Annotated in this window: 12 protein-coding genes; 6 read left to right on the top strand and 6 right to left on the bottom strand. The window is 55.5% G+C overall.

Features of this window, described 5'->3' with window-relative positions; genetic code table 11:
* Positions 1-10 precede the first annotated feature (10 nt).
* Entirely contained in the window at positions 11-1,489 is a 1,479-nt protein-coding gene (locus AC1RZR_RS37595; RefSeq protein WP_481829902.1) for an NAD-dependent succinate-semialdehyde dehydrogenase, read from the bottom strand.
* Positions 1,490-2,227: 738 nt separating this feature from the next.
* Between AC1RZR_RS37595 and AC1RZR_RS37590 the strand changes: the two genes are divergently transcribed.
* On the top strand, positions 2,228-3,409 hold the full coding sequence (locus AC1RZR_RS37590) for a M24 family metallopeptidase (protein ID WP_481829702.1): 1,182 nt from the start codon (positions 2,228-2,230) through the stop codon (positions 3,407-3,409).
* A gap of 883 nt (positions 3,410-4,292) precedes the next feature.
* On the top strand, positions 4,293-6,767 hold the full coding sequence (locus AC1RZR_RS37585; RefSeq protein ID WP_481829701.1) for a GcvT family protein: 2,475 nt from the start codon (positions 4,293-4,295) through the stop codon (positions 6,765-6,767).
* Between the two features lie 892 nt (positions 6,768-7,659).
* On the opposite strand, the gene AC1RZR_RS37580 is transcribed toward AC1RZR_RS37585, so the two are convergent.
* The 5 genes from AC1RZR_RS37580 to AC1RZR_RS37560 form a co-directional block, all read right to left on the bottom strand.
* Positions 7,660-7,926: a hypothetical protein gene (locus AC1RZR_RS37580; RefSeq protein ID WP_481829700.1), complete on the bottom strand. Its 267-nt coding sequence runs from the start codon at positions 7,924-7,926 to the stop codon at positions 7,660-7,662.
* Positions 7,927-8,218: 292 nt separating this feature from the next.
* On the bottom strand, positions 8,219-9,604 hold the full coding sequence (locus AC1RZR_RS37575) for an MmgE/PrpD family protein (RefSeq protein ID WP_481829699.1): 1,386 nt from the start codon (positions 9,602-9,604) through the stop codon (positions 8,219-8,221).
* Positions 9,605-9,836: 232 nt separating this feature from the next.
* Positions 9,837-10,598 (bottom strand): SDR family NAD(P)-dependent oxidoreductase, encoded by a 762-nt coding sequence (locus AC1RZR_RS37570; RefSeq protein ID WP_006328325.1) that lies wholly within the window; start codon positions 10,596-10,598, stop codon positions 9,837-9,839.
* 1,196 nt (positions 10,599-11,794) lie between these two features.
* Entirely contained in the window at positions 11,795-12,940 is a 1,146-nt protein-coding gene (locus tag AC1RZR_RS37565; protein ID WP_481829698.1) for a M20 family metallopeptidase, read from the bottom strand.
* Positions 12,941-12,974: 34 nt separating this feature from the next.
* Complete coding sequence (locus AC1RZR_RS37560; protein ID WP_481829697.1) at positions 12,975-14,165, bottom strand: aminotransferase class V-fold PLP-dependent enzyme; 1,191 nt, start codon at positions 14,163-14,165, stop codon at positions 12,975-12,977.
* A 299-nt stretch (positions 14,166-14,464) separates the two neighbouring features.
* Between AC1RZR_RS37560 and AC1RZR_RS37555 the strand changes: the two genes are divergently transcribed.
* The 4 genes from AC1RZR_RS37555 to AC1RZR_RS37540 all read left to right on the top strand — a co-directional run bounded on the left by AC1RZR_RS37555 (position 14,465) and on the right by AC1RZR_RS37540 (position 18,883).
* On the top strand, positions 14,465-14,926 hold the full coding sequence (locus AC1RZR_RS37555; RefSeq protein ID WP_006328321.1) for an Lrp/AsnC family transcriptional regulator: 462 nt from the start codon (positions 14,465-14,467) through the stop codon (positions 14,924-14,926).
* 90 nt (positions 14,927-15,016) lie between these two features.
* Positions 15,017-15,199, top strand: coding sequence for a hypothetical protein (locus tag AC1RZR_RS37550; RefSeq protein WP_481829696.1), 183 nt, complete (start codon positions 15,017-15,019; stop codon positions 15,197-15,199).
* A gap of 207 nt (positions 15,200-15,406) precedes the next feature.
* A complete protein-coding gene (locus AC1RZR_RS37545) occupies positions 15,407-16,801 on the top strand; it encodes an MmgE/PrpD family protein (protein ID WP_481829695.1) in 1,395 nt (464 codons plus the stop codon).
* Between the two features lie 498 nt (positions 16,802-17,299).
* On the top strand, positions 17,300-18,883 hold the full coding sequence (locus AC1RZR_RS37540) for an ABC transporter substrate-binding protein (RefSeq protein WP_481829694.1): 1,584 nt from the start codon (positions 17,300-17,302) through the stop codon (positions 18,881-18,883).
* Positions 18,884-19,060: the final 177 nt, after the last annotated feature.

Raw genomic sequence — 19,060 nt, 5'->3', positions numbered from 1 at the left:
CACTTTCCTTTCAGGCTGCGATGCTGCCGATGCACACGTATTTGGGTTCGAGATATTCGACGAGACCGTGTCTCGATCCCTCGCGGCCCAGGCCGGATTGCTTCCATCCGCCGAAAGGTATGGGAGCCCCGGTAAATTTCGGGGTGTTGACAGCGACCATGCCGTACTCCAACCGGTCGGTCAGCCGCATGGCGCGGTTCAGATCGCTTGTGTAAACGTAAGCCGCGAGGCCCATTTCCGAGTTATTGGCCCGGGCGAGCACCTCCGCCTCGTCATCAAAAACCAAGATTGCCGCAACCGGACCGAAAGTTTCTTCCTTGGCAACCAGCATGTCGTCTGTGACGTCCGCGAGCACAGTCGGGGTGACGAAATTGCCTCCTAGTGGACTGTCCTGTCCGCCAACAACGATGCGGGCTCCAGCACAAAGAGCTTCGGAAACCTGTCGCCTGCACTTTTCGGCGACGGAAGGTTTGGTCATTGGGCCAATATCCACCCCAGACTCGAAGCCGTGCCCGACTTTCAGTTTACTGGTGGCCTTCGCGAATTCTTCCACAAATCGGTCATAGCTTCTCCTTTGGACATAAATCCTGTTGGCTGCCAGGCAGTCCTGACCGGATGTCGCGAATTTGGCTGCCACGCACCCTGTCACGGCAGCATCCAATGGAGCGTCCTCGAAAACTATGAAGGGAGCATTGCCACCGAGCTCAAGTGAAGCCTTCTTCATGGTCTTCGCGGACTGCTCAAGCAGGATCCGACCCACTTCGGTCGAGCCCGTGAAGGAGAATGCCCGCACATCGCTATGCTCGAGCAGCCGCTTCGCAAGCACGGGAGCGTCTCCCGTGATTACTTGAAACACGCCGGCGGGGAGTCCTGCGTCCTCGGCAAGACGGGCAAGGGCCAGAGCTGACAAGGGCGTTTCCGGGGCGGGCTTGACAATCATGGTGCAGCCGGCAGCCAGCGCGGCCCCTGCCTTCCTGGTGATCATCGCCGATGGAAAGTTCCAAGGAGTTATAGCGACCGTCACTCCGACCGGCTGCATCTGCACGGAGAGGCGGCTGCCCCTAAGATGACTCGGGATAGTCTCGCCATATGCCCGCTCGCCCTCGGCTGCAAACCAGTCAAGGAAACTAGCGGCATATGAAATCTCACCCCGCGCTTCGGTCAATGGTTTGCCTTGCTCGGCGCTCATGATGATGGCGAGATCTTCCGCGTTCTCGCGCATGCCTGCGGCCCATTTCCGCAGGTATGCACCCCGTTCCGAAGGAATAACATCGCGCCACTGTTGAAATGCGCTTCTCGCGAAGTTGACGGCAATGTCCACATCGGAAATCTCACAGGCTGCTACCTGAGCCAGTTCCTCGCCAGTAGCCGGGTCCATCACCGAGATTGTTTCGACCTTGGGGAGCCAAGCACCGTTCACATAGGCGCATTTTTGGAGGAGGTCTTGCCGTTTGAGCCTCTCTAATGCGACGATTGCTAAACCTCTCATCTTTAACTCCAAATCGACCATCCGTTTTCATCAAACTAGCTCGGTGGCTGCGATTATTGGCGTCGCGATGCGGGGCTGCCAGGGCGTTCTCCTGCGAATAATGCCGTTCTGCTGAGTTTTTCTCCGTCTGCTCTCTTCAGCTTTGTTACGGCGTCGTCGAGCAAAAAGGACCCTGTTTGGCGAGCTCGATATATAAGGCATCCTTTGAGCCGGCCTCGCCATAGCGAGTATGGACATGATCAAGATGAGGCCAGCCTCCTCAACATCGGGAGTCTCCTCCAGGTGGATGGCGGAATCGATCAGCGGCGTACGATGCGACAAGAATGTTGAGCTCATTCTCGTCAACAGCTTCGCCGGCACCCACCACTGCGCAGTTGCCGAGGCTATCCGCAAGGTCAGTGTCAACGTGCTATGCGGGTCCGAACTCGGGCGCCAGCTCCAGCAAGAATGCCTCATCCTCCCCAACCCTCGGCGAGGCGGTAATTGTCGCGAAGACATTCGCCGAAGATCAGTATTCGCGCCGAGCCGATCAACCGCTTGTCATGCTCAGAAAGCGCCGACTCTTCCAGGCCAGGAAGCTAAGCTGCGGGCAAAGTCACAAAAACGCAGGTTTTCTGCACACGAACAGCCTGGTCCTCGCGAAGCAGTGCCCTGAAGCATGCTAGGTTGTCGATTAGAACGGATAGGCATGGACGAACGCTTGGTCCGGAAACCACCCACTGCAGAGGACGATTACGAATGGACTTTGACAAACCCTTCCTGCCTGGGGAGTATCGACGCCGTGTTCATGACGTTAAGACACGGATGGAGGAAGCAGGACTTGACTTGCTAGTCTGCCAAGATCCCGCCAACATGTGCTGGCTGACCGGCTATGACGCCTGGTCCTTCTACACGCCTCAAGTGGTCCTGCTACACCTCCAATCGGAAACACCGGTGTGGATCGGACGGCTGGTGGACGTGAACGGTGCTCGAGCTACGACAGACCTGCCTCCTGAGAACATCATCAATTTCTCAGATGACCGACTCCATCATGTGGAACTGCATCCCTACGATGAAGTCGCCGAAATCATAAAATCGCGGGGGTGGGGATCTGATCGGATCGGGGTTGAGCTTGATGCGCATTTCTATACTGCGCGAGCACACCATCACCTTGTTAAAGGTCTTCCAAATGCAAAGTTTTCCGATAACCGTGGGCTCGTCAATTGGGCGAGACTCGTTAAATCTGACGCTGAACTCGTCTATATGAGGGAAGCCGGCCGGATTGTAAGCTACACTATGCGCATGGCGATCGAAAATCTGAAGCCGGGTGTGCCGGAGTACGAAATTGCGGCTCAGATTTACGCTTCTCAAACACGAGGTATTGACGGAAAATACGGGGACTATGCCAGCCTCTGTCCGTTGATTCAGGTTGGCGAAAAAACGAACGCTCCGCACCTCACGTGGTCGGATAAACCGTTGCCGTCAACGGGGCTGGTTCTCTTGGAGATTGGCGCAGCGAGACGTCATTATCATGCGCCGCTGACACGTACGATTTACATGGGAAAGCCACCTGAAGAAGTCAAGCAACTCGCCAATGCCATCGTGGAAGGTGGCGACGCTGTACTCGAAATAGCAAAGCCGGGAGTAGTCGTCGACGAGCTGAATGCCGTCTGGCATAGTGTCCTTAACCGGCACGGGTACATCAAAAAAGGCCGTTCCGGCTACTCAATCGGCATGAACTTTCCGCCGGACTGGGGCGAACGTACAGTGAGCATTCGCGCCGGTGAAAAGGCTGTGCTCCAGGCGGGCATGTGCTTCCATTTCCAATCCGGGGTGAGACCTGCTGCCTTCGGAGCCGCAATATCAGAGTCGTTTGTTGTTACCGAAAAGGGTGGTGAGCGGCTGGCCGATGTAGCCCGTGAGTTGATAGTCGTGGGCTAGCAGCAAGCTCCATTATTTACTCAGCCGGATTGGGAAGGTGTACCGAGTGATAGCTTCCCGATCCATGAGCTACCATTTTCACCCAAGTGATTCTGACAACCGAGCTTTAGCGAACGGCCCCAAGCAAATTGTTTCCATTGGTCGGTGATGTGATACCGAGAAATCAATGGAGGGCGACCACCTGGCGCGAAGCGTGGCCCTTGGGCGCCGTCGTCCTGTCTAGAAAGCACAGGGCATGACGGAACCTTACAAGCTGGCGCATTTTGTTGCTGAAAGACGATGCGCGTTGGGAGTCAACCACTTTCGCATCCATTGGTACATTGCTCGACCACTTCTTTCTCGCCTATCCCTTTCCTTGGTCCCGCAGGCCAGGATGCCAGAGCAGTTCGCGCCGACGTTAGGTTGATCGAAGGCGGGGTGTCTCGATGAAAAGCGCCAAGCCGAAGCGAGCGTCCTCGGTCGCAGCCTCAGAGAACGGCTCAGGTGAGCCGCCGGTTGGGCCATCAGCGGCCGCAGTTCCGCGATCGATGGGCATGACCCCTCACGGCGATCTGCCGTCGGCCAGCGCATAAGGACGTGCATCGAGAACGTTAGCCGCCAAGCAAATAGGCAGCCTCTGTTCGCAGCATCAAGGCCACACCGAGGGCCATCGATAATAGTCCACCCAGCACACCGCTGGGCACTTGGCGCACATATTCGGCGGAAGAACCGCGAAATACGCAGAACGAAACCATCCTGGTCCCCGATTAGCATGATTCCGCCCGCTCTCGTCCCCTAACCTGTTGGAAAATGACCGGCTCTGGAACGTTTGGCGGATACAGCGGAAGCGATTCACAAAGCTCAAGCTGTCCTGCCCGCGAGTGAAAACCGAACAGGGATACATATGACCATCAATCCGCCCTTCCGTCCTCGAGAAGTCCCCACTCGCCACCACGAGATTGTCATAGTTGGCGGAGGTATTGCGGGTGCGAGTGTCGCCTTTCATCTTGCGAAGAACGGCAAAAAAGACATTGCGCTTTTGGAGCGCAACACTCTTACGTCTGGCACAACTTGGCATGCTGCCGGTTTGATCATGCAGACGCGTGGTACTCATGCGCTGACAGAGATCGCAAAATATAATGCAGAACTCTACTCCACACTAGAGGCGCAAACTGGACAAGCGACAGGGTTCAAACGAAATGGCACGCTTGGTGTCGCCAGAACCAAAGAGCGCCTCCATGAAACCGCGCGCAATGCCTCAATCGCCAAGAGTTTCGGTCTTGAGGCCAACATGATTTCGCCGAGCGAGGCGAAGAGGCTCTATCCAGCCCTCAACGCGTCAATCATCGAAGGTGCAGTCTTTATCCCAGGAGACGGCCAAACCAACCCCGTCGACACATGCATGGCCCTGGCGATTGGCGCCAAGAAAAATGGGGTAAAGATCCTTGAGAACACTGGAGTCACGGACCTTTGGCGAACTGCAGACGGCCGATACCAGGTTCGAACTAATGCAGGTGTCATTGAAGCTGAGGTTCTCGTACTCGCGTGCGGGCTTTGGACCAGAGACCTGGCATCCAAGCTGGGCGCGCGGATCCCGATCTACGCGGCCGAGCACTTTTATGTGGTGACCGAAGCGCTGGATTTTGCGTCGCCCAACCTGCCTGTCCTGCGCGATACCGATGGCCATGTGTATCTGAAAGAAGATACCGGCAAGATCCTGGTGGGTGCCTTCGAGCCGTGGGGGAAGCCTTTGCCGATGGGGAAGCTCCCGAAGGAGACAGCCTTCATCGAACTCTGGGAAGACTGGGAGCACTTTGAACTTCCCATGACCAAGGCGATAGAAATTGTTCCTGACCTCGCCAACGCCGGCATCGCAAAGTTTTTTAACGGCCCAGAGAGCTTCACCCCCGACCTTCTGTTTATGATCGGTGAAGTTCCCGGATCGAAAAATCTCTACGTTTCGACCGGTTATAATTCGGAGGGTATTGAATACGGCGCGGGAGCAGGGCGGGCCCTGGCTGAGTGGATCATTGCCGGCGAGCCTCAGATGGATACCAGCTTCGTCGATGTGGCCCGATTTCATCCCTTCCAGATCAATAAGACATATTTGCATGATCGTACTGCCGAAGTGTTGGGGCTTCACTACAAGATGCACTGGCCGAGCTACCAACCCGAGACTGCACGCGGTGTGCGCAAAAGCGTACTACACGATCGGTGGGCTAAGCTTGGAGCTAGCTTTGGGGAGGGCATGGGCTGGGAGCGGCCCATGTGGTTCGCAGGCGAGGGAGCACGGACGGAGAACGTCTATTCCTATGACGAGCCGAATTGGTTCGAATATACCAGTCAGGAATGCCATGCCGCTCGAAATGATGCAATTCTGTTAGACCAGAGCTCGTTCGGAAAACATCTGGTTCAGGGGCGCGACGCCTGTCGGTTCCTCCAGTGGCTTTGCGCGGGAAATGTGGATGTGCCCGTAGGGAAGCTTGTGTATACACATATGCTTAATCAAAAAGGCGGGATTGAAACAGACATCACAGTAAATCGCCTGTCCACGACTGAATTCCTGATCATCTCGTCGGCCACAGTCCATCCGAGGGACAAAGCGTGGATTGAAAAACACATCACCAGTGAGTGGAACGTCACGATCACAGACGTCACGTCGGCCTACGCGGTTCTATCGCTGCAAGGGCCAAAGTCGCGCGAGATTCTGTCCCAGGTTACCGATACAAATCTTGCGAACGAAGCCTTTCCATTCGCGACCAGTCAGGAAATCGACATCGGGTACGCACGGGTCATAGCCAACAGGCTGACATATGTTGGAGAGCTTGGTTGGGAGCTTCATATTCCGACCGAAATGGCTCAGCATGTCTTTGATGTTGTGTGGGACGCGGGTCGAGGGCTTGGGCTTAAGCCTGCAGGCTACCACGCGCTCGAACATCTGCGGTCTGAACGCGCATATCGGGAATACCAGTTCGATCTTACTCCAGTGGACACGTTGCTCGAGGCGGGCCTGGGATTTACAGTCGATTGGGATAAAGAGTGTGGCTTTCTCGGTAGGGACGCCTTGAAAACCCAAAAGGACGCAATGCCCCTGAGAAAACGGCTGGTATCATTTAGACTTCGTGATCCCAAACCTGTTCTCTTTCACGAAGAGCTTATCCGCTGCGACGGCCGAATTGTCGGGTATATTTCGTCTGGCGTGAGGAGCTTTACGCTCGGAACGTCAATCGGAATGGGATATGTTAGCCATCCCGCCGGTGTCACGAAGGAGTTGATCGAAAACAGTCGGTGGGAAATCGAGATCGCCGGCAAGCTTTATGAATCCGATGCGTCGCTCCGGGCGTTTTTCGATCCAAATGGAGATCGGGCCAAGCAATAGGTTTTCGCCACTGTGGAGGCGGGACGGGATGGTTCTGTCCCGTTTATAAAACAGGTCTTGTCCGGGCTCAAACTCGCGCAATGCGCGTCAGTGACGTGCGGACGGGTGGGTCGAAATGCCGTTTCATCCTCTAGATGAGCGATCCACGAGAGATTCAACGCTGACACGGCGTCCACATTACAGCTGTGCTACCAAAAGCTTGGGGACATGGGGCTCAGTCATTAATCGATTTTGCCAAGCAGGCGAAGCCGGCGTGGTGAGGGCTTGCAATAATTCTTCGCGCCTGGTGCTACAGCCCCATATTAGTCTAGAACAAGAGCCACGGAAGCTCGACCCTGAGCCCCACTGTCTGGGTTAGGCGATGAGCTTCTGCCCAGCCGCCGCACACGGTGTGGATGATGGCTTCATGTCGTCAAAGACGCGGTCGGAAAGGCCAATCGGTGCGCAGATATTGCCAGACGTTCTGGCCGGCTGAGTCGGGGACTCGCGCCGGCAGCCGCCGCCGCGTGATGTTCCTCGGCACTCTCAGCTGCGCGGTCATATGTCAGCCCATCAGTCAAGCAGCAGAAGGCGTACGTGCCGCGCGCCACGTGGCCGCGCAATTAGAGGAGCCTGCATGGGCAGTCTGCTGCGCCAGCTTGATCTCTTGCTGTGCGTCGGTCAGTGGGCGTCGAGCTTGGTATGCTCTTTGATCCCGCATGGACGGGCTTGCCCTGGGCAGTTCAGTTGGGGGCGCCTAGCGTGCGCGGAAAGTCTTCTTTCGTCGGCGATCGAGTGCTTTGATGCACTGCGGATCGATCCCCGCCCGCCCGCTAGCGACCAACTGACAGGTCGACGATTGAGCCAGTTCAGCCCGGCTCGGGTACACAATGACACGGCATCCTTCAGTCCGTCAGACCCATCCTCGTTGAAGCAAATGCGCCCAGTCCCGCAGCCTTGCCAATAGTCGGTGGACTTTTCGCCGTTCCGCCGAACGCCCGGTTCGTTGATCGTCACCTTCAAGGCCCGGTGCTAATGCCGCCGCAGCACCATCCTTGTCGCCATCCGGTTTGATGATCAGCTGAAAGTGGGTCACCAGATAGGGCAGATCAACGTTATACTCATCAATGGGGATGCTAACGTCGCGGCCCTCGGCATTATTCGACACGATGCCTCTCATGCCAATGCGCCTTTCTTTGAGCTCGTTAATTAGAGTAACTATCGAACTTGGCGACGTCCTGCGGCAAGACTTCCTTGTCGCCTCCATCAGTCTCGTCCCAACATCTGACTATGTAACGTCGCCGCCGTGAAGAGCCGGGTCGCTACCGTTGGTAGAGTCATAGCCCAGGTGCTGCCCTCATGACTCGATGCCAACGTTATGCCGTCTCCCGGCGCGGTGGGACTGCCGCGGCGACTGAGGTCCGAGAGTGAAAAATGCCTATGATATGTCTGCCGGCTTAAAACAATGTAGGTCACTTGAGAGTGAGCAGAGGAAGAACACTTGAGAATTGGTCAGCATGCTCAATCTCAAGACACCTGTCAATAATCTTATCGACTTGCGACTCAGACAGCTTACCTTTTGCACAAAGCAGGAATTTCTTACGCAAGTCCTCATCTGTCATCGGATTGCTAGGATCTCCCTTCAAATCTTTGGGATCAATGCGTTGGTACAGCTCTCGTCCATCTCGCGTCCGGATTCGCACTTCGGCGGCCGGTAGATTGGCATCGAACTCAGGACCATGTACTAGTTCCACGCGATCGATCAAACTCCGCACGCTCGGATCGGTAAAGTTGCTCTCTTCGTAAATTCGCGGGGTGATATCTCCGTGCAGCACCGCCATCGCCGTAAGAAAGTAAGAACTATGGTCGGCAGACTCCTTATTTTTCGGATATTTTTTCACGAGATCCCCAGTGTGCACGACCGCGCGTCTATTGGTGCGAATGGTGATCTTCTCGATGTCGTCGGGGCTAAGATTATGATTGCGAACCAGGGTCGTCGTTGCTTCCAGGTGTCCTAGCGTGGTTGACTCCGCCGGCACGTTCTTGATCTCCACACGTGAAATAAACCACCGATCTCCCAACGATTTTGGCAAATAACCTTCTGAGTTGCCAAGGATTGTATGACCAAAGCCCTTGATCCCTTCAATAATTCGCTCTGGTCCTGTAAATCCCTTGGCGGCCAGTTGACACGCGAACAAACCCATTTCGGAAAGTACGCCGTCTGCGATGTTCTTCGTCATTACATATTCTTCCCCCGTGGCGTCCAGAATATCCAGTCCGACCGAGAGACTCCCCGCAATCCCCATAGCATTCGCTATTTGTTCGGCATTCAACCCCATGAGCCGCCCAGCAATTGCGGCCCCGACATAAGGGTGTAGCGAGCCATGATGAAAGCCCCGGGCTTCGAGCGAAATCGTGAGGGCCTCGAGCATGCAGCCGTAGACTTGATAGCCGGCGACCAGAGCTTCTAGGAATGCTTTGCCGGAAGCGCCAACTAGCTCGCTGACCGCGATGGCAGTCGGCAACGAACCGCTTGGATGCCCGCCGGCAACATCTCCCGCTACGAGGGATATTGCCACCGTATCGTTGTAGTCGAGAAAGCGCATCATTGCTTGATTGGCGAGTATGGCTCCCCGCAATGGCACACGCGTGTTCTCACCCAAAATCGTAGCTTGCGCGGGCCCTTGCATCTCATGGGCGAAACCACGGCATATACGTCCAGTGGGGCTGTTAAAGCCTCCGACAATACAAGCAAAAGCATCAATAAGCAGATGCTTCGAATGGCGTGCGATATCCTCGGGTAGTTTATTAAAATCCACCGCAAGCGCTACTTCGGCGAGATCACGCGCTACACTCATTTCCAGCTCCTTTTGGACATATTCATTTCTTGACTCATGTTAGTCGGGTAAGGGGCCACGAGCCTCCTGACGTGATAGGGCTGTCGTAATCGCCACCGAACCGCCGGGGTGGAAGCCGGCGCCAGGCTGGGACGAAGTGCCGATGTCGACGTTATCTCCAACGCACATTAGTCGATCTAGTAAACCTGGGTTATTTCATGCTTGCGACGTCGACAGTCGAGGCAATCCATAGTTACAGCATGGAGTCGCCGCCATCGACGTAGATTGTGTTGCCAGTGACGTACCCGCCCATCTCCGATACTAGGTACAAGCAGGCGTTGGCGATGTCTTCGACCGTACCGAGGCGGCGCGCCGGCAATGTTTCTCTTGCATGTCGATATATGTTTTGAAGGTCCGGATAGTTTTTCATATCTCTATCCGTATCGATCCAGCCGGGACATATGCAGTTGGCTGTTATCCCGTCAGGACCGAGCTCGAGCGCAATTGATTTTGCCAAGATGAGCATACCCGCCTTTGCCACGTTGACGTGGGCGCGGTTCGGCATTGGGATCACTCCTTCTGACCCCGAAAGATGGATAATTCGTCCAAATTGTTTCTTGCGCATGTGGGGCACAACGGCCTTCGCAAGGTAGAAAGCGGAGTTCAAATCAATATTGATGACCTTCTGCCAATCGTCGACAGATATATCTGTAAACGCTTGATGAGGCCTGATTCCCACATTAGAGACGGCAATGTCGACCGAACCGAAATGCTTGGCCGCTTCATCCACGACATGGGCAATTGCGTCTGGATCGGCCGCGTCTGCAAGGACGGCGTAGGATTCGACACCAAGCGCGCGGATCTCCGCGGCCACGGATTCAATCTTATCTTTATCTCGAAGTCCGTTGACAACGATATTCGCGCCAGCACGAGCCAGAGTTAGAGCTATTGCCTTTCCGATGTTTTGGCCTGATCCCGTGACGATCGCAGTTCGGCCCTTTAAATCCTGAGTCACGCTCTACCTCCTGCGCAATTGCCGACGCCGAGCGCCGTCACAAGGCTGTGAAATTCACCTACACTCACTTCCATCTCCTTTTTAACATACTCATCCCATGATCCATGCGGGGTATACATCACGCTTTCGGTCTTGGAACAGGCAAGCTTGCAATGGCTTTCAGAGCCTACCCAGTTAGCGAGTTTTTGGCATAGATGCCGGGACAATGAGCGCTCCTCGCAACCTATATGTCCCCCTAATGCTTTGACGATAATATTAAGATCAGTGGACCGCCTTGCGCGAATTACCGGGCATCGAACGCTGAAAATAAGCGCGTTTTCGTAGCGGACGCATATAATCGGCGATTGCTGGCTAGGAGTGGAGATTACTCGAACTTGGGTCAGAGACCGAGCTGGTCGCCATTGTCAAAGTCAGTGCATCTGACCTAAGGGTCTGACGCTCCTCCAGTTTTTGGCAGAGCCCGTCCCAGTCTAAGGAGACGGACGAATGAAGCACTCACGGTTCGCGGAAGAACAAGTCGTCGCGATCTTGAAGGGGCAGGAGGAGGGAATGAGGACCGCCGATGCCTGCCCCAAATCACGCGAATGCCTAAACGAAACCTGTTCTCCACCCTCTCGCAAGCGCGGATAGCAACTGAGAAGGAGGACTGCAACCGCGACAGAACAAACTCAACGCTGGGCAACGTCCCGCCCATGGAATTCGCTGTAAAAATGGCGCTGGGAACAGGCCGCTTGACGCCAGAAATGCAGCTCAGGCCTCTCCGTCGAAGTGGGAGGAACAGGGCCTCAGGTCAGGGCGCCACGATGCCCATCGCACCTATAGCATGCCTGCCAATACCCATCGAGTTTGACTGACACAGTTCGGCCCAGTTGAGCTGATTGACGAGGAGGCCGAGCCCAGCACCATTGCGGAATGGGCGCGACGCGCATCGCGGCTCTCAAGCGAAAAGTCGGCCAATGCGCCATGGAAATAGACTCTGCCGAGGAACACGGCGTCAGCGAAACGCGCCGGTGACAACCAGAGTTCGTTAGTCGCCATCGGCTCGGGGCCTGCTCCACCAGATGAGAGTCGATCTCCCAAGAAGCACTCCTACGTCGCGCTAGGACCAACTCTCAATAGGCTGGCCGAGAGCCGAAGCTATGAATACGACAGGGAACTAAGCGGATCCAGTAAAGCGTCAGATGGTACAATGTTGCCTAGTAGCTCAGCATGATCTTTTTGTAGATTTCGACGGCCTTGGTCAGCTGCTCTATCTCCACGTACTCGTCGGTTGTATGGGCCTGATCGATACTTCCAGGGCCGAGAACAACGCAGGGAATTCCGGCCAAAGAGAGCTGGCTAGCATCTGTACCATAAGGGACACCGACGTACTTACCAGTCCCGGCAACTTCAGCACACGCCTTGGCTGACACCGCGGCAATTTTATTCGCCTCCGCGCTGAGGGGAGCTGGATCTTCCAAAGCGGGCAGCAATGACCGGACTTTGATTTTGTCAGCACCCTGGCGCAACCCTTCCAAGATGTTTTCCACCTCTTGCAGAGCGTCTACCGGTCGTTCTCCCGGAATGAGGCGTCTGTCAATCCAGACACGGCATGACGGCGGTACGGTCGCCAGTTCTGCTCCACCTTCGATCAGAGTGATTGTGAGGGTGGGTGGGCCTACCAATGGGTGTACGCGTTGGGACAAGGTTTCATTGATTTTGTCGAGCGCCAAAATAACCTTGGCCATTCCTGTTATGGCGTTGACTCCGAGATGGGGCTTGGAGCTATGAGCGGGCACGCCCTCAACTTCAACCTGCCAGCGGACCGACCCTTTATGTGCGACGACAAGCTCCAGGTCCGTGGGCTCACCGACCACAGCTGCGTCGTATGAAACACCTGATTGAGCGATCGCTCGCGCTCCTTTCTTGCGGTACTCCTCGTCCACGCTTGCGGCCAAGACGATCGTGGCTCGGGGCTTTCGCTCTCCGAGGGTGCTGAGAGCGATCAACATCGCCGCCAATGGGCCCTTGTCGTCACAACTTCCTCGGCCATATATCCTTCCTTCCCTTTCCTCCGGAGAAAAAGGGTCTGCCGTCCAATTATCAACGGGCACTGTGTCCATATGGGATATGAACAAGACGCGCTTGGTGGGGTCCTGCCCTGGCACCCAGGTAAAGAAGTTCGAACGGCCGTCGGTTACCTCTTGATATTCATAAGGCAAATTTCGCTCTCGGCAAAAGGTCTCGAGAAATTCGGCAACCTTCTGTTCCCCGCTCCCTTGTGCTGACGCTGAAGGGTTGATGCTCTCAATTCTAATCAGTTGCTGGAGGAGCGTGACGGTCTGTGAGCTTATCGAGGACATAGATACTCCTATCTTCTAAGACGCAAATTTGCTGCTAGGACAACCAATCCTTGGTGAGGCGGACGACTTGATCGACCTCATCGGCGGTGTTGTACAGATGTAGCGAAAAGCGCAGCATGCCCCGGCGTATTGAGACGATCACTTGATTGTTCAACAAGTGCTCGTGAAGCAGCCGAATGCGGTTGTCGGCTGCGGGCGAGCCGCCGATGTTCCCCGGGTCCCCGAGAGCTACAATACTTCCAGTGTGTTCCCCTGGGATACCGCCGCAGACAGGCAGACCGAGTTCCAGGAGGCCTGACGCCAGCCTCTTGGCGACCGATGTGACGGCTTGCTCAATAGCCGGTGTGCCGATTTCCATCAACTGACCCATTGATGCGTAGGCCGCTATAACGCCTGGAAAGTTGTAATGACCAATTTCGAAGCGGGGCGCGCCGGCGCGCAACTTTACCGAATCGAATATCGGGGCCGATTCTGGTGCGTTCCCCATGTCGACGCTGAATCGTGCAAGGTAAACCGGGCTTAGTCGATCGGCCCATTCCTGGCGGCAGTACAAAAATCCCAACCCGTAGAGACCCATTAACCCCTTGTAGGTTGATGCCACCAAGCCATCTACTCCCAGCCGAGCGACTTCGGTGTGGAGGATACCAACCGATTGGGACGCGTCGGCCAAAAGAAAGGCGCCGACCCGCTTGCAAGCTTCGGCAATCGGCTCCAACACTGTCTTGAAGCCTGGGATCATTGTTACCGTTGACAGTGTGACAACACGGGTGCGAGCGTCGATGGCCTTAGTGACAGCGTCGCAGGGAATTGCACCGCTATCAGCGTCTACCACCCGAAGTTCAATTCGATGTTTGTCCCTGATTTGCAGCCAAGGTAAGATGTTGTTCGCGTGCTCCAATTCCCGGCACAGGACAACGTTGTCTCCGGGTTCCCAGGCAACCGCGTTTCCAATGATATTGATGCCTTCCGATGCGTTCTTCGTGACAGCGATTTCATCTTTTCCCGCGCCAATGAGTTGAGCGAATCTGGAACGTGTCCGCTCGACAAGATCCATCATTCCGTCTTCGTCATTCAGGCCATTCAGTCTATTATCGAGATGCTGATCCATAGAAGTGCGCGTCGTCCTGGATATAAGCCCCTGATTGGCAACATCCATGTAAACGGCGTTTTTGGTGGCTGGGAACTCCTGCTGGAGAAGGTCCAAGGGAAGAAAATGTTTCGTCATGCTCGTCATCAGACCCGTGTTCGCGTGGAGAGATTTGCTGAATCTACTCAGATCGCCCGATTTTTACATTCAAAAAGCAACGAAACTGGCTTTGAATTGAGAAGCCGTCGAGCCACCTTGCGGGCGACCATGCTTTGGTGGCCTGGTTCATTAAGGACAAGAGGGGTACCGCCGGAATGAGCAAAGGGCTACGCTGATCGGATCATATTATGGCTTGATCATTGTGGAAGTGAGGCTAATATGCGCGGAGATGAGCAGTTTTTCTGCGCAACTGACCCTCTTTTTGCAGTGAACGTAAAATGGATCTGGATCGAGTCGACCGGAAGCTCCTCAATGCAGTGCAGCGCGACAATCGGCTTACGACAGCCGAGCTGGGCGAACTCGCCGGCCTTTCTGCGACCGCTTGTCAGCGGCGGCTGAAGCGACTTCGGGACGATGGTGTGATTGAGGCTGACGTTGCCATAGTCTCACCGCAAGCCGTTGGTCGGCCCATGCTCATGCTGGCGTCTATCAGCCTAGAGCGCGAGCGGGTAGATATCATTGATCGCTTCAAGCAAGCGGTTCGGCGCACGCCTGAGATCATGAGTGCGTATTATGTGACGGGTGAGGCCGATTTCGTCCTTATGATTTCTGTGCGCGACATGGCTGAATATGAGGCATTTACCCGTCGATTTTTTCACGAGTCTGATATCAAGGCAGTTAAGACGATGGTCGTAATGGACCGCATTAAGGCATCGTTCGCTCTGCCTATCGAGGAATAACGACGGTACTCGCTAGCTTCGAGTGTTAGCGGCACTTTGCTTTCTCGAGCGCATCAACCTGGTACGAGGTGGTCGTCACGTGGACCTTGGATGGCGGTAAAGTTCGCCGGTGTTTTTCTTATCTCGAAGAGTTATGTTGCTCGCCGCACGAGTGCGGCCGCCGCCGGCAACATCGCCACCCACCTCCATCAGTGCTGGAGCACTACGGTGCCGAATGACACAGCCGAGATGACTGCCGCCGTGTCGACGATCTCCCCCTCTTTGGAAGTCTAGGTGGCGGACGAAACATCAAGAACGCAGTTTTCCTGCGTTGAAACAGATGTAATTGCGCAAAGCGTCTGCTAACGCGCCCTACGTTACAATGCTGACAGCTCCTCGTCGCATGGATGGGATCGCCCGAGACCGTCTCGAGGCGAAGTGTCGAGTCAAGCAGATCGACCTGCGCAAGGGCTTCAATCCGCATCGCTTGGAGGTTTGGCAATGGATGTTACGACGCGAATTATTCGGCACGTCCTCGATTCCGGCTTAGAGACGATACCTGAGAAAGCGATCGAACGAGCTAAGCTTTCCATTCTCGATACGATTGCCTGTGCGATCGGAGGATCGAATGATCAGATTGCTCACAGCGCGCGCCAACTGGGGGCGTTATCCGGTGGCAAGCCAGAATGCACAATTTGGGTTTCCGGAGAAAGGCTTCCATCGAGCATGGCGGCACTCGTCAACGCTACGACAGCTAGAGCCCTCGATTTTGATGATACCTACGAGATTGGCATTAATGGCTGCCATGCAAGTGCGTATAATGTCCCGCCGGCGCTGGCACTGGCTGAACGCGATCCTTCTATAACCGGAGGCGACTTGCTGTCGGCCCTTGCGACCGCTATCGACCTGCATATCCGTCTGGCGCGCAGCATCACCACCAATGCTATAGACACAGGGCGTGACAATATGGTCGCTGTCTGGGGCGCCACAGCGGTTAGTACCAAGTTGCTACGGCTGGACGAACAGAAAACGCGTAATGCGTTCGGAATTGCTTACGCCCACGCTGCAGGCGAATTCCAAATGTATGAAGAGAGTGCACATACGGTGGCGCTGCAGCAGGGATTAAGGGCCCGCTCAGGCCTTGAGTCCGCACTCTCAGCGATGGTGGGCTTCAGCGGTCCGCGCGAGCCATTCTTTGGTAAATCCGGATTCTACAAGGCTTTCGAACCAGACTACGAGCTAGCGATGCTTATGGACGGGCTTGGTTCCGACTATGTGAACGCTTCCATTAGCTTTAAGCCGTGGCCATCATGCAGGGCTACGCATCACGGGATCGATGGAATGCTTCAACTACGTGAGAGGCACAACTTCACGGGTGCCGATATTGTGTCAATTGAACTCGGAATGAACCGGCGCGCCAGGAGCGTTGTCGCACAGCCCCTTGACCAAAAGTGGGGCCCAAAGGAACCAGTTGTAGCGCGTTTCAGTCTGCCTTACGCCGTCGCTGTGGCGGCGCAGCGGGGAAGCGTCGCGATTGCCGATTTTCGCAAGGAAACGCTGATGGATCCGGCTGTGCGGGAGATCATGGCTGCCACGAAGGTGGAGATTGATCCTGAGATCGATCGCACAAACGGGCGCGACGGAAATTCGCCGACAACAGTTACTGTGAATCTAAGGTCTGGAGAAAAATGTTCCATTCGCGTGGACAAGCCGTTCGGGCATCCGGAGAACCCGGCTTCGCTCGCCGACGGTATGCGGAAGCTGGAGGCTTGTGCCGAAATGTCGATGGTGTCGTTCTCCGAAAAGCAACTAGGGTTGATCGGCGAGTTCATAGACGACCTCGATAAGCGGCCCACATTGGCCCCGTTGTTCGATCTCCTGGTTGGCAGCAAATAGGGTAGTGCCCGACGACTTCGCGACTTCGCGCGACGTTTGGCGCTTTTTCAGTCGGATATCAGAACAATGTCTGTGCTTTCCGCACATGACGGCCTGGAACTTGCGGACGTCGACCTACACGTGTTCGCAATCGTAATCAGCCGAAGTCACTGTGGCCTGCCCGAGCCCCGAAAACCCGCCCAATAGCGTTTACGGCGCAGACATGGCGGGCTCTCGCGTCTTCGCGTCGCGGCCGGGTCGTCGAATTCGTTGCTTGCGATCAAACAAGCAGTTGGCGTTTCACACCTTCTACAAACTCATCGCGGTGGAAATCTCGTAGTCTCACCATCAGCGCTGCCGTTTATGCGTATGGAGCAAAAAAACGCCGATTTGCTGCGTTCACAAGCAGGATTTGCATAAAGTTGGCCAGTTGCGCTGGCATACCATTCAGATCGTAAGAAGGAAGCCAAGCCGCATCGTTTGCGCTAGGGCGACACTTCACAAAAATGGGAGATATCTATGTCGCAGGAACTCGACTATCTCAGCCGCCGCGTCGCTGCAGGAGCGCTGAACCGACGCGAATTTCTCGGCCGCGCCACGGCGCTCGGCGTTAGCGCCACCTTCGCCAACTCACTGCTTGCCGGTGCTGCGTTTGCCGAGGGACCCGTTCGGGGAGGCATTATCAAAGGCGGTCTCAGTGGCGGTGAGGCGACCCAAGACCTTGATCCGGCGAACTTTATGATGGCGCCATTGACCTTCGGCAAATGTTGGGGGGAATATCTCGTTGCAGTTGATGCTGATGGCGGACTGGAGCACCGCCTCGCCGAGGAAATCGGCTCGTCGAAGGACGCTAAAGTTTGGACCTTCAAGATCCGTCAGGACGTGGAATTCCACAACGGCAAGACTGTTACTGCGGAAGACGTGAAGGCCACGATGGAACGTCACTCGGACGAGAAATCGAAGTCCGGGGCCCTTGGTGTCTTGAAGGGAATCGAGAGCTTCAAGGCTGACGGCCGAAATTTCGTCATAACACTCAAGGAGCCGAACGCCGATCTGCCCTACTTGATGACCGACTTTCATCTCGTCATTCAGCCCAACGGGGGCAAAGATGACCCAACCCAAGGCGTCGGCGCCGGACCGTACAAAGTGACCGTCAACGAACCCGGTGTTCGGCTGGGCGGCGAGCGCTTTGCTAATTTCTGGCAGTCAGACAAGATGGGCTTCGCCGATCAGATCGAGCTCATTATCATAAACGACGACACCGCCCGCATCTCCGCGCTACAGGGCGGCCAAGTCCACATTATCAACGCGGTCCAGCCCAAAGTCGTTGATCTCATTAAGCGCGTACCCACCTTGAAGATCGAGACCGGATCGGGCCCCGGCCACTACAATTTCGCCATGTTCTGCAATACGGCGCCCTTCGACAATAATGATGTCAGGATGGCGCTCAAGCTCGCCATCGACCGCGAGGAAATAGTGAACAAGATCCTGCGCGGCTACGGCACCGTCGGTAACGACTTTCCGATTAACGCCGCCTATCCGCTCTTCTCAAACGACATCGAGCAACGCGTTTTCGATCCGGACAAAGCCAAATTCCACTATAAGAAGTCGGGCCACAGCGGGCCGATCCTGCTGCGCACGTCGGACGTTGCTTTTTCCGGCGCCGTCGATGCCGCCCAGCTGTTTCAACAGAGTTGCGCCAAGGCAGGCATTACTCTTGAAGTCGGACGTGAGCCTGGCGATGGTTATTGGGCGGAGGTCTGGAACAAGAAGCCCTTCTTCGCGACCAACTGGCGAGGACGCCCGACGCAGGATCAAATGTACTCCACCACCTATCTTTCTACGGCGGAATGGAATGAATCGCGTTTCGTTAACGAAAAGTTCGACAAGCTTCTCATGGAGGCGCGCGGAGAACTCGACCAGGATAAGCGCAAGGCCCTCTATCGCGAGATGGGTATCATCGTAAGGGACGAGGGCGGCGAGATCATCCCCATGTTCAACCAATCCATCGACGCGACTTCGGACAAGATCGGTGGATTTGTCGGCGGCCGTGCTGAGTTGATGGACGGCTATGCGTTCGCCAAATGCTGGCTTAAGGCGTGATCCGCAGCGCGGCGCGTAGGCCCTTGTGAGACTCCTGGGCGTCAACGCGTCGCGTTCCGCCTGCTTTCCTCACTGTAGATCTTGCCGGCATGCGCGTCTGACCGACGACGTCGTCTAACCGGTCGGTATCAAGGGATGCTGATGTAGGTGATTGCCTTTTGGACTTATCCAACGCCT

Source organism: Mesorhizobium bavaricum (assembly GCF_056781655.1).
Note: the sequence above shows the minus strand (reverse complement) of the source record. Positions and strands in the feature narration are given on the sequence as shown.

Bases quoted from the DNA above. Each gene is read 5' to 3' on its own strand.
- AC1RZR_RS37595 (WP_481829902.1), bottom strand. From the start codon at position 1,489: ATGAGAGGTTTAGCAATCGTCGCATTAGAGAGGCTCAAACGGCAAGAC.
- AC1RZR_RS37590 (WP_481829702.1), top strand. From the start codon at position 2,228: ATGGACTTTGACAAACCCTTCCTGCCTGGGGAGTATCGACGCCGTGTT.
- AC1RZR_RS37585 (WP_481829701.1), top strand. From the start codon at position 4,293: ATGACCATCAATCCGCCCTTCCGTCCTCGAGAAGTCCCCACTCGCCAC.
- AC1RZR_RS37580 (WP_481829700.1), bottom strand. From the start codon at position 7,926: ATGAGAGGCATCGTGTCGAATAATGCCGAGGGCCGCGACGTTAGCATC.
- AC1RZR_RS37575 (WP_481829699.1), bottom strand. From the start codon at position 9,604: ATGAGTGTAGCGCGTGATCTCGCCGAAGTAGCGCTTGCGGTGGATTTT.
- AC1RZR_RS37565 (WP_481829698.1), bottom strand. From the start codon at position 12,940: ATGTCCTCGATAAGCTCACAGACCGTCACGCTCCTCCAGCAACTGATT.
- AC1RZR_RS37560 (WP_481829697.1), bottom strand. From the start codon at position 14,165: ATGACGAAACATTTTCTTCCCTTGGACCTTCTCCAGCAGGAGTTCCCA.
- AC1RZR_RS37555 (WP_006328321.1), top strand. From the start codon at position 14,465: ATGGATCTGGATCGAGTCGACCGGAAGCTCCTCAATGCAGTGCAGCGC.
- AC1RZR_RS37550 (WP_481829696.1), top strand. From the start codon at position 15,017: ATGGCGGTAAAGTTCGCCGGTGTTTTTCTTATCTCGAAGAGTTATGTT.
- AC1RZR_RS37545 (WP_481829695.1), top strand. From the start codon at position 15,407: ATGGATGTTACGACGCGAATTATTCGGCACGTCCTCGATTCCGGCTTA.
- AC1RZR_RS37540 (WP_481829694.1), top strand. From the start codon at position 17,300: ATGTCGCAGGAACTCGACTATCTCAGCCGCCGCGTCGCTGCAGGAGCG.